Here is a 12,819-nt window from a genome sequence, read left to right as displayed (position 1 = left end):
TTTTTTACTGATCCATCAAAAAAAACTCCACCTGATTCGAACGAAGTCTCCATTTGGAGATAAGCCCGTTCGGTTAGGTGGAGTTGTTAACGCTGGTAAGTGCATACACTAATAATTATTTTAAAAGCTCACAGCTTCCGTGTCATGAATACGCTGTACGGATCTTCCTCATAGTCCGCGAATGGACTGCAGTATTCGAATCCGAACCGCCCGTATAAATTCCGGGCCGCTTCAAAGCCTTCCGTAGATCCTGTTTCTAGGCTCAAACGCCGGTATCCCAGCTTATCTGCTTCTTCAATAATATGAGCCAGCAGCTTGGAGGCAACGCCTTTTCTGAGATGCTGTTTTGAAGTCCGCATCGATTTGAGTTCTCCATGATGATCCCCCAAGTCTTTAAGCGCACCGCAGCCTACAAGCTCTCCTTCTTCCCAGGCGCTCCAGAAGGTGATGCCCGGTGCTTTAAGCTTCTCTATACCTAAGGCATGGACACTCTCCGGCGGAGATTGATCAAACATGCTCTGCAGATGCTCCGTTATGAGGGCAACAATCTCCGTACCGCTCAGATCATCAATCCTGATTTCCATTCCTTCCACTCCCTATCTTTATGTTATTGATAAGTATATATAGCTTCATTATTGTTGTAAATACAACACACGAATGATAAAAAAACCTCCGCTTGGTTGAATGGAGTTCCCATACAATCAAGCGGAGGTTTCTGCCGGTAAATTATAATCAGCCCGGGAGCTGAAGCAGCTGATTGCGCAGCTGATTATAGGCATCATCCCAGCCCATTTTTGCATAGAAGCGGAGTCCGTCCAGACCTTTGAAATAACGCGCACCGGTCAGCCGCCCGTTAAAGTCCGGGATAATCAGGCCCGTATGCTCCTCCTGTTCCTGATAAGCCTGCACCACATCAAGCTCACCTAATGTTCCTTCCAAGGTAGCCAGATCTACGAGGAAATCTCCATAAGCAAAGTTACCGTCGATGATCCCCGTGATATGCCGGCCATCCGACAAGATATTCCAGGGCTGAAAATCCCCGTGGATGAAATAGCGGTGCAGCTCATTGTAGCTGGAATAAGCCATCAGACGGTTATAGCATTCATCAAACACATCCTTTTCCAGACATGTTGTCTGAAACAAGCTGTACCAGCCTTCCCAGAAGGTTCCCGTCTGCTCTTCCCCGAAGAATGAAGTTATGTAATCCTTCCATGAGGGAAATGCTCCATTTCCTGACGGCTGAATCCAGCCAAACCCGCGGGTAGCACCCAGATCAACGTTATTCATCCGGCTAAATATGTTCATAAGCTGAGCAGAGCATTCTACTTGGTCGATTGAGGGAGCCGCACATTTTACTCCGCACTCCACACCACTTCCCCTGCTTTGTTAATCAGATATCCTGAGTACTCGTTGTTTATATCCTTGAACCCTTTACCCGCTCCGGCGGTAAAATCCCATACATAGCTGTACGCTGGCTTTACAATTACTTCACCTTTCAGATTTTTGAAGCCCATACCTTCATCGTCATAGTAGGAGATCATGCCGTCACCGTAACCGGAAAATTGTTCAGTGCCCGGGATGGTAATAACATTCCCCTGCTTGTCTACAAGCCGCTGTGTATAATCGTATTTCCCGCTCAGTGTCAGCATGATGTAACCGCCATGGAACTGCCCTATAAATGAGCTTCCCTTGCCATATTGGGGTTTCATAATCCAGTTGCCTTTGGTGTCGATGAGCCCGCTTTTTCCGTTTAGTGTTGCAGTAGCAATACCTTCAGAGAACGAGCTGGCATAGTCATAGATGGGCTTGATTGCCCACTTCCCTGTTGTGTTGATAAAACCTGTCCGGATGACGCTTTTGCCGCCGCTTGTTGTCCGTACAGTAACAGCAGCCAGGCCATTTGAAAAAGACTCGCTGTTCTGCAGCCCGGTTACCGTTGGAATAACCGTTTTGCCATTGTGATCAATGTAGGAGGTTTTGCCGCCTGCCACCTTTGCCAGCCCATCCGAAAAATCATATACCCGGCTGTAGACGGCCGGAATAACGACCTTCCCCGCACGATTGATATAGCCCATTTTCACAGTAAATCCGCCGTTTTCCGTCTTGACCAGATCCTTGAACCAGGCAAGGCCTTCACTGAACTGTCCCAGCTGGTAGTGTGGTGCATCAACAGCCAGTTCCCCTGAACGGTTCATAAAACCTGCAGTGTAGCCGGATTTTTTTACCGGAATCAGTTCCTCATATCCGAAATCCGGCGCTGCTGTATAAGAAGTCCTCAAATGCTCCTGCCCCTGATTATTAACAGATACCGTTTCCCCTTTGTCATTGAAGTTGAACCAGTATTGGCTCTCCAGCTTTGTTTTGGCATCACCAGTCACCGGACGAAGCTGAATCAGGTTCGTTCCGGGGACGGTAGAATGGCCTTGGCCTCCCATAGCTCCTGCCAGCGCCAGATCAATAAACCAGGCACCGTTGTAGTTGCGGGGAATCTGGACCATCAGCTGCGTTTTCGAGCCGCCGTTATGATCGAGCAGTGCCGTTTTGGTGCCCAGCCGGATTACGGCCTTATACCCTTTGGCATCCTTCAGAACGATCTCCTTATTGTTTACAGATACAAAAGTATAGCCAAACCGCTCTGCGATCGGGCGCAAGGGCACCATAACCACCCCGTCCACCTCAATCGGCCCCTCCGGGAAAAATAAATGCTCACCCTGATCAAACACCTCCCAGCGGTCCGCATGTGCATAGGTGCTGCCAAGTCCGAAAAAGGCAGCCAGTGCGAACAAGCCCGTAGCCAGTACAGCCGTCAGCCGGCGCTTCTGAAAAAATGAGCGTTGTACGATTATCATATAATCCTCCTGTTAGAACACGTTTATTTGGATGATATTGGAATACCCCCTATTAGACGCTTGGATTGTGAAATAGTTGCAGGGTTTAGGAGACTGGCGGGCAGACTGGCCTTATTGCTAATCAAACTAAGTGGAAAATCGGCAACTAATTGGTTGAATAGCAATGGGAGGGGACTCTAGTTGGAAAAACGACACTTAATTTCACTGTTTTTGCGTCCATCGGGGGTTTTCAGTTGAAATAAGCAGCGTTTTTCCACCTAATGATATGAATTACAGGAAAATCCTTAAATTAAGCAGCGAAAATCCAACTAAATAGAAAAAGCAGACCGGAACCCCTCCGGTCTGCCTCAAAACCTGTAATCCTACAGCTGCATAAAGCTGTACAACAGCTTAGCCATTTCCGCACGCGTAACCCCGGCTTGCGGGTCAAAGCGGTTATCGGCTTTGCCGCTGAGCAGGCCCTTCGCTTGCAGCTCGCCGACTGCCTGCGCTGCCCATGCAGCAATGTCAGCTGCATCCTTGAAGCTTGGCGCAGCAGAAGCCGCTGCTTGAGCTCCGCCTTTATACTCCAGCATTCTGCTGAGTATAACAGCTGCTTCTTCGCGGGTAATCTCATCCTGCGGCCGGAACTTGCCGCCGGCCCCCTGGATGAAGCCGAGCTCAGCCGCTTTAGCAACAGCCGCTGCGTAATAAGCATTGGCAGCTACATCCGTAAAGGTGCTTGCTCCCGCAGCTTCCAGCCCCAGTGCGCGAACAGCCAGCACCGCAAAGTCCGCTCTCGTTAATCCGGCCTGCGGCTGATAATGAGTAGCATCGACACCTGTCGCGACATGCTTGGCGGCCAGCTTGGAGATGTAGCTCTCAGCCCAATGGCCTGCAGTATCGCTGAACTGTTTATGGTATTCTGCGACGGCAAAGGTAGAGAAGTGGTTAGTTGTGAACTCGAATCCGCCAGCTTTCAGCTCGCCGCCCATGTACTTCAGTTGGCCGTTGTTCAAGTAGTACACGCCGGCATAATCGGAATCGATGGCGCTGCGCTGCTGGGCTGTAAGTGGAATAGTTACCCTTACTTTACCCTTCAGCTGATGAACCGCTGTTGGATTACCGTTGCTCACGGTACTCAATTCCAGTGTGATCACTGCCTGCGGCTCCTTGTATTCGCTTGAGCTGCCGCCTGCAGACAGAACCGCCTGCTTAAGCGCATCTGTCATGGAGGTATCCACATTGAGCAGAACGGTCTGTGTACCGTCTGCCAGCTCAGGCAGCGAGCCCGCCGGGATGGACAGCTCCATACCCGCAGCCGAAATGCGCAGTGCAACCTGCTTGCTTACAGCCAGCTTCAAGGCAGCAGCATCCAGCTGCAGCTTCGCTTGTCCATCTGCAGCGCTAAGCTCAAGGTTAATTTCACCATTTGCGGACTCATCCACCAGTTTGCTCAGCGCAGCCTGATCAGCCTTATAAACACCTTCGCTGTTCTTCTCCAGCGTCAAGCTTCCCTGAACGGCAGGAGCCGGTGTTGCTGTCGGCGAAGGCGTAGCCGGTGTGGTCACACCGCCCGGTGCCGGTGTTGCTTCAGGCGCGGGTGTCACCTCAGGTGTTGGTGTCACTTCCGGTTTTGGTGTTTCTACCGGAATCTCCTGCTTGCCGGTATAGAAGCCCCAAATATCGGACAACACCGAACCGGAATGCTGATCTTCCGCTTTTACATACCATTGATAGTAGCTGTCCGGATTCAGACCGTTCCATGCTGCTGTAACCTCAGAACCGCTGGCTACAACCTTTTGTGCAGAAATTTCCTGATCTGTGTAGACTTTTATCCCGATATAGTCTGTGGCTACACGCTTCGTCACCGGCTGAAGGTCCAGATCCAGTGTGAACTCGTCTTTGCCGGGATATTCCGGCTCATCGTAGTAGTTATAATCGTCAAGATATGGTGAGTATGTCTTCACATGCAGCTTGTTGCCCGCAGTATCGAACTGCAGCAGACGGATGTACCCGAGACCGCCTTCAGGCGCCCCCTGGTAATCGGCCAGCATCTGATACACGCTGCGGTCAGGCACGCCGTCACCGTTATCGTCCAGCTGATCCACCTTCAGCTCGGCGTCATGATAGTGGCCGGATAACGCAGCAATGACGTTTTTGTTCGGCTTCACCACTTTTTCAAAAATCTGATCGGCAATCGGCGCACGGTTATTGGAAACGAGCAGGTACTCATGCAGCGCCAGAATCGCTTTACGCTCCGGATAGCGGGCGACGATCTCATTCATCCAGCCGATCTCTTCGTCTCCCAGACCCCAGCCCATATATACAATGACGTAGTCGTTGCCTCCTGCAGATATCAGGTCATAATGCCCCATATTATTGTTATAGGTACCGCCGTAGCCCGGAAGATTCTTGAATCTCCACTCGCCAAAATACTTCCAGAACTCCGTATAATCCCCCGTCTGGTGACCGACATCATGATTCCCGGCCAGGACGCCGTATGGGATGCCCGCATCCTCCAGAACAGCCATGTTTTTGTCGGCTTCCAGCCACTGATATTCCTGATACGACTTGTCCACCAGGTCACCGGTGTGGATAACATACTTCACATTGAGATTGTCCTTGTTGTCGGCGATCCACTGCACATTTTTCTCATAGATGTAAGGATAGCTCTGCGAATAGTACTGGGTATCCGACATCCATACAAACGTATAATCATAGGTGTCTTCAGTCACCGTTGCAGGAGTATCTGTCTTGGCAATCTCATCCTGCACCATAACGGAAATGCTGTTATTTTGGTTGTACTCGCCTGCCAGCACAGTTGCGCTCAGGGTAAAATCAGGATCCCCGGCAATCTTGTAATCCAGCAGCTTCCAGCTTTCTGCCGCAGGATTCCAGGCATACAGGCTGACCTTACGGCCCGGTAAAGAGTTACCCTTCCATTCCACATCCACGCGGTCCTTTTCAGACACAGACTCATCCAGCTTAATTTCATAACGCTGATAAGGAAACTGCTCTACAGAATCGTTAACGAGATAATCCCCGTCCACCGAGCTGATAACCGAATATTCTTCGCCCGTCAATGCGGCTTCGCCCGCAGGTACCTGCTGTTTAGGCGGCTCGGTATCGGAAGCATTTTTGTAGCCGCTGAAGCCCAGCTCCGGATGTTCACCGTCATACTTGAAGCCCTTATAGTAAGTAACGTGCATGTCGTCACCAGTCGGGTCCTCTACCTTCACCTTCAGCTCAGGACTTGTTCCAACAGCTGCTTCGTCATCACCCGGAGCGATCAATTGCGGCGCAAGCGGATTTTCGTCCGGCACATTGAACTGTACGATTTGTTCGGCTTTGTTGCCGGCCAGGTCCACAGCGGTTATCTGCAGGGTATGTCCGCCAGCAGATAACTGGCCGGAGCTCGACTGATACGGCAGCATGATCGCATTACCGTCCAGCTTGACCTTAACTTCGCTTACTCCCGCGTACTCATCTGTAACATCAGCTTTAATTTCAAACTGGCCGCGGTACGTCTCCCCGTCTTTAATATTCGGCTGGATTACGGGTGCCGTATTATCTACGATCACAGATGACTCGATCTTTTCCCCGTCCTGCAACAATGACAAGCTATGCGGGCCATCGCTCCAGGCTGTAGTATCCCAGTCAAAGGATTTAGACTCCAGCAGCTCTTGATTCAGATTGAACTGGAACCCGATCGATTCGTGTTTGCCGGCGCTGTCGCCCATTTTGATTTCTTTGTCGCGTTCAGCGTAGGCAGGGTCCAGGATTTCTGTACCGTCAGCCAGCAGGAGACGCACATTTTTAATCTCAAAATCATCTTTATTCTCTTCAGGACGCGGATCAAACGGCGATGACTTGGAGCCTGCCCGGATGTAGATGGTATTGTCCGGTCCAGACTTCAGAGCAGCTGCCTTAATCGGGAAAGACAGTGTAGTGTAGGAAGTAATCGGGTCCATGAAAGTATACAGGATGCTGGCATCGCCCAGTTCCTCAGGTCCCATCGTAATTCCGTTTTTAAAATAGTAATCTACATTTTTGGCGTCAAAGACGAAATAAGCATCATTTTCCAATGAGACATAAGTGTCTGCGGCATCCACTGCCTTACTGTCGATTTGCAGGGCCAGCTCTTCAGGCTTGGCTGCAGCGGAGGTTCCTTTTACAGTAACTTTGCCGCTGACCAGGCTGTCATCCTTGAGATTCAGACGGAGGGCCGACTGGTCGGGGCCGCCGGTGATTTTTACCGTATAGACTGGAGACTCTGTGACATTGGTGCCGTCAGAAACCGTGTAATAATAACGGACCTCTGTTCTGCCGATCAGATCAGCTGAGGACAGCTTGTGGTGGTACAGCGTATCGTTATAGTCCTGGGACAGGTTATACGATACGTATTCCGGCTTCTTGTCGGTGGCGATATGAACCTCTACAGACCGGATATCTTTGTCATCATCGGCAAAAGCTTTCAGCTCAAGCCCCTTGGACTGGTCGATCTCGGTAACATCCGTCAGATCGTCAACCGTAGGAGGCACAGTATCTGGCTCAACATGCAACGGGGTTGCCGGCACCTGGAAGGCTTCAGCCTTACCGGGAGTCGGGGTAGCAGCGCCAGAGCTGATCTTCAGCATTTTATCCGTACCGTTCACCGGATATTTATAGAGAAGCGCCTTATTCTCCTTTGTCTCATCACCTTTCGAGCCGCCGCTATAAAGCGTGTCAGCATCATAATAAGCGGAGGAGATGTCCTTCTCAGTGTTGCTCTTGATCACGATTGCCCGGCGGCCCGAGTTGGCCATGCCATCGCTTTTAATCTGGAACAGATTCGTGCCGAGCTCAAGATTAGTCTGGAACGCTGTGTTAAAATCACTTACCGTATACGCTGTGTTCGCACTGTTAATGATCCAGAAGACCACCGACTGCTGTGCAGGAATGATCAGGCTCTCTTCGGTAGAAGGCCACTTCACATCAGCAGCCGTTCCTTTATCGGGGTAGCGGTAATACACCTTGTAATTTTTAAAATCGACCGGCTGATCCGTGTTATTGTACACCTCGATAAATTCAAACGCATCGCTGCTTGTCCCGGCTACATTGCTTGAATTCGGCAGCAGCTCGGTAATCAGCAGCGGCGGCACAGCGTCATTGTTGTAATCAGGCAGATTCACATGGACCGAATAGCTTTCGACGGCGTTTTTGACGCGGATGCTGTAATGCAGCTCCGGTTCTTCCAGAGCCGCAGCCGGAATTACACCTTTGTACACCTCTCCGCTGACTTTGGTCATGGTGACAACCGTTTCCCGCTGCTGTGATTCCGTGCGGTACAGAAGCTCTACCGCCGGTGCGGCTGTGCTGCCATCAGTCTGCAGGTTGCTGATCGTTGCCTGAATCTCCAGATCGGCCGGATCGGTGCTTACCGCAGGAACATGTACGATCTCCGGTTTCTGCTCTTCAGCAGCCGGCAGCTGGCTGGCAAGGATTGTGCCCGGAGTAGCATCGATAGTGCCGGATTCCGGCAGTAGAGTCATATCCGTACCGCCCGCAGAAGGATAACCAAAAATAATGCCTTTATTCTCTTTGACCTGCTCTTTCTGATAGGTAACAGAAATAATCGTTTGATCATTCGCCCGGGAGACGATCTGCAGATTCCGCGCAGCAGTATTAGCCATTCCGCCGCCGCCGTTAATCCGGAACAGATTCACGCCCTCCTGCAGCGCCACGTTAAAATTAGTGTTAAACTGCTCTGCTGTAAGCTCCTCATTCGTGCCGTTCATTACCCAAAACACAATGCTGCTATGGGCTGGAATCACAGCATCCTGGTCATACATCCAATTATCTTTATTATTATAGAAGAAATAATAATCTTTGAAATTCACTGCACTGTCGGTATTGTTATACACCTCGACAAATTCATAGGCATCCGCCTTGTTGAAGTTAGCTGTATCCGGCACCAGCTCGGTAATCAGCAAGCCGCCCGGCTGCACGGGATCTGCATACACGGCAGCAGTAACGGATGCTGCTTCTGCGGAGTCCTCCGTAAGGAGCTGCTCATTAATTGTGTTCAGAACACTTGCCGGCAGCGGCTGATTTTGTACTGCTTCCAATTCCGCTGCGTAACTGCCCGGAGCTACGGCCCCCATCATCAGGGTACCGGCAACTACGCCTGAGAATAAACGTTTACCTCTCGGTTGACTTTTCAATGATGCACACTCCCCGTATTGGTCTAGTAACCCTCATCGTTCCAAATTTCGGCACTTTCAAAAGTATACGAGGCGTTTATTAAGCGGGGATCAGAATGGTGTAAAATTTTAATTAACGTATTTAACAATAAAGTAATATAAGCTCTACAAGGGTGCCGCAAATAAAAAGAGCAGCCGATGATCCGGCTGCTCCTCTAACACTTCCCAGCACATTACTGGCTGACGGTTACCTTAATAATGTCACTCACAGTCTCGCCCGCTGCATTAACCAGCTCTGCCCGGTATTCATATACACCGGTAGACCGGCCGCTGATGGCAGTTACTGCACTCTGCGCTGCAGGCGTATTGGCGTTCAGCGCCTGCGTGTCGATCAGCTGACCGTTCTCATACAGGCGGTACTCTGTAGCGTTAGTGCCCCACCACAGATTCATCGTCACTTTATAAGAGCCGTCTCCGTCCCAGTTGTCATGGGAAAGTACCGGCTTGCCTGGAGCAGCATCACGGATCGTCACCGTGAGTTGCTGGCTCTTGGTCGTGCCGTATTTGTTAGTCAGCTCTGCTGTGTATACATAAGTACCGTCCGCTTTGCCTTGAACAGCTGTGCTGGCCGTCTGGGCAGACGGAGAAGCATCCTTCAGCTGCTTGGAATCGATCAGCGTGCCGTTCTCATACAGCTTGTAGCTGGTAGCATTATTCCCCCACCAGAGATCCATCGTCACAGTAAAGTTACCGTCGCTCAGTCCGTTGCTGTGACCGCTGTTCGAGGACAGCACTGCTTGTCCAGGCTTGTCTGTTGCCAGAACGGCTCCGCCTGTAATCTGGAAGGTGTAGCTCTTCTCGGCAGCGTTGCCCGCTACATCACTCACAATGTATTTTACTACGTGGAAACCGGCACCCAGTGCCGCTGCACTCAGTGTCTGTCCTTCAGCAACCGGCTGACCATCCAGCAAAAGCTGCTTCGCAGCAACGCCCGAGAGCTTATCTTCGGCAGCCAGCTCAAACTTTAGCTGGGCTTCCTCTGCTACATCGCCAACTGCATGTCCGGATTCTGTCAGCTCCGCTGTTGGCAGCGCGGTATCAATGTTAAGGCTCAATGTCTTTGCTGCTTCTGCCTTACCTTTGGCTGAAACAGCATGGAACGTCAGCGTATGCCGGCCGTCTTCGGTCACGGCCACCGGTGTGCTGTACAAGGTTTCTGCGCCGCTGTTAAGCGAGTAATAGATTTGGGCTGCATCGGAATCAGCCTTGAGGCTCACTTCTACTGACTTGTTCAGCCAGCCGGCAGCATTAGGCTCCGCGGACAGCTTCGCCGCCGTTACCGGAGCAGCTTCCTCTTCCACGATACTGAAATCGGCGAGACTTCTCGGCTTAAGCTGGAAGACGTCTTTAAAAATCGCGGCAACGCCCGTAATATTCAGCTTCTGTCCCTCCGTATAAGGGAAGCCGTCCTGCGTGATGCCTGTCCGCGCGTCTACCCGAATGTGATTGCTGGTCCCGTCACTGGCGACAGCATCGAATTCAAAGGAACCGCTTGGAGCCGCAGAAATAATATTGGTTACTTCCACATTATTAAGCTGAAGCAGCTGGCCTTGATTACTTGCATTCACCGCTGCTGCGGCAACAGGCTGCGGCAGCGCTGTAGTGCCGGTCTTTTCAATCTTTACAACTTCAGTCAGCTCCAGCTCTGTATTGTACAGTGCTGTTGCTGCCGTTACCTTGACTTTGTCACCGGCATGAAAGCCGCTTTGGCTCTGGTAGACATAAAGGCCGCCGGTTTCATCCTGCAGATAAAAGGTTTGACCGCCGAATATACCCGGCTCGGTCGTCACAACCCCCTCTACCATCACCAGTGATCCGGCTGTCTTGGTCCGGGCCTCAGAAATCGGTACCGCCGCCGGGATCGGATCTTCCTCAGCCGGCAGCGGCTCTGCCGGAACGTTGCCGAGCGTTACCGCCCGGGTCACCAGGTTCGTTCCATTCTGGCGCAGACGCAGATTGGAGGCCGCCGTTGTACCCGGCTTGATCTGCACGGTCAGATCCTTGTAGGCATGGCCGTTCAGATCGGCAGTCAGGCTAAAGTTAGTGCTGTAGCCATAACTTGCCGGCCAAGTACCATCACTGTTCTGGATCTTGGCAATTTGCGCCCCGCCGCTCACCTGGTAGATCCCCAGCTGGAAGCCGGATACGCTGGTGCCGGCAGGAATATTAACCGCACTGACGCGGATCTGGAAATTCTGCGCGTTCGGCAGCACAGCCTGGTGCGTGAATTTGTACTCCGCATTGGCAGCAGACGCCGGTCCGCCATAGGAACCTGCTTTAAAGGTCGTGCGGTCATACCACTTGTAGCCGGCGTTCGGTGCAGCCCATGGCTCCGGCTGCGGCTCGGTAGACAGCGCCGGCTCTTCGAACGGCAGCAGCTGGGTCGGCTGATCCAGTGTCAGTCCGCTGACCTGAGTGAAATCCGTATAGCTCTCCTGCTCGGCGAGCCAGTTGACGGTATTCACCAGAAGCTCAGCATCATCAGCTTCCTTGAAGCCGTCGTACGTTGTTTTCCGGGCACCGGTATCCTCCCGGACATACTTCGGCGTGATATCCTCAACCGGTGAAGAGTCACCGATGAAGGCAGCTTTACCAGCGCCTTTTTTGGCAACAGCCACGTAAGGGCCTTCTGCTACACCGCCGCCGTTGTATACGCCCTGGTCCACAGCGTTACCCCAGGCAGCATTCGTTTTCGGCAGATAGACGATACCCTTCGCCCGGGTAGGGTCAAGGATGGCCAGCGTGGAGCCTGCATGCATCGCTACTGCAGAAACTCCTGTTGTAATGCCAAAGGCCTGGGCAGGAGCCACGATATTGTTCGCGTTAATATCGCCGAGTGCGTTGTAACGGAACCGTACGCCGAACTCTTCCCCCAGCCAGTCAGAGCTGACTACACCCTGCATCGCAGCGGAGCCGGCTTCTTCAGCGCTCATGCCCTTGGCCGGGTTGTCCCAGGCACCGCGGCGGTAGCCGTTAAAGGACTCGCTGCCGTCCCAGCGGTTTTTGTTACGGTCTGCGTTATAGTGGTCGCCGATGAAGAAGATGCTGCCGCCATTCTCTACATATTCCGCCATTGCCGCCTGCTCGCTGGCTTTGTAAGGAATGTTGGCTTCAGCCACGATAAAAACGTCATAGCCGGAAAGATCACTGGACGTAATCGGAGTAGTCTTGCGGAGCTCCTTGACGTAATAACCTTCCTGGGCAAGCGCATTGCCAAAGTCGGAAAAAGCACCGTCAATTACCCAGTCAGCCGCTCCGGCTGTCTGTGCATGGGTATTGTCGAACAGAATTTTCTGGCCGGCGTGCTCATTGACTACCTTAGCCTCAATAAACGGTGCGGGATCCGTCGGCCCGTCGGCGTATGCTGCCTGTCCGGCCCCGAATGCGAACAATTGCAGCGGCACTGCTACCGCTGCGGCCAGCGTACCGTTAAGCAGCTTCTTTTTCCAACCTGAATGCTTCTCCTTCATGTCATGCCTCCTTGGATAGTAGATCGGCGGCCTTTTCCATAATTGTCCACCGCTTGTCGTCTTATATGCTATCATGTAAGGATCAAGAAAAACCCAGTTTTATGTAAAGTGCTGCAAAATTATACTTTTGGACTAGTCTGTGGGGAAAAACCGTCGGATCCCAAAATGAAACTAAGAAAAAAGTCACATTTTTCTAATATAAAAACAGCAGCCGGCTTATTCTTGCCGGCTGCTGAAAGATAAATATTGATTATGCGTTAACATAATCTATGAAAT

General features: G+C 51.7%; 5 protein-coding genes. All 5 read right to left on the bottom strand.

Annotated features, from left to right (window positions below; all coding sequences use genetic code 11):
• Positions 1 to 128: 128 nt before the first annotated feature.
• Positions 129 to 584, bottom strand: coding sequence for a GNAT family N-acetyltransferase (locus tag NST84_RS11095; protein ID WP_342565624.1), 456 nt, complete (start codon positions 582 to 584; stop codon positions 129 to 131).
• A gap of 148 nt (positions 585 to 732) precedes the next feature.
• Positions 733 to 1,305 (bottom strand): phosphotransferase, encoded by a 573-nt coding sequence (locus NST84_RS11090; RefSeq protein ID WP_342565623.1) that lies wholly within the window; start codon positions 1,303 to 1,305, stop codon positions 733 to 735.
• A 47-nt stretch (positions 1,306 to 1,352) separates the two neighbouring features.
• Positions 1,353 to 2,849, bottom strand: a complete 1,497-nt coding sequence (locus tag NST84_RS11085; RefSeq protein ID WP_342565622.1) for a WG repeat-containing protein — start codon at positions 2,847 to 2,849, stop codon at positions 1,353 to 1,355.
• A 362-nt stretch (positions 2,850 to 3,211) separates the two neighbouring features.
• Entirely contained in the window at positions 3,212 to 9,034 is a 5,823-nt protein-coding gene (locus NST84_RS11080; RefSeq protein WP_342565621.1) for an S-layer homology domain-containing protein, read from the bottom strand.
• A 212-nt stretch (positions 9,035 to 9,246) separates the two neighbouring features.
• Positions 9,247 to 12,543 (bottom strand): DUF5689 domain-containing protein, encoded by a 3,297-nt coding sequence (locus NST84_RS11075; RefSeq protein WP_342565620.1) that lies wholly within the window; start codon positions 12,541 to 12,543, stop codon positions 9,247 to 9,249.
• Positions 12,544 to 12,819 lie beyond the last annotated feature (276 nt).

The sequence above is a fragment of the Paenibacillus sp. FSL R7-0345 genome, assembly GCF_038595055.1.
GTDB lineage: Bacteria > Bacillota > Bacilli > Paenibacillales > Paenibacillaceae > Paenibacillus_AQ.
Note: the sequence above shows the minus strand (reverse complement) of the source record. Positions and strands in the feature narration are given on the sequence as shown.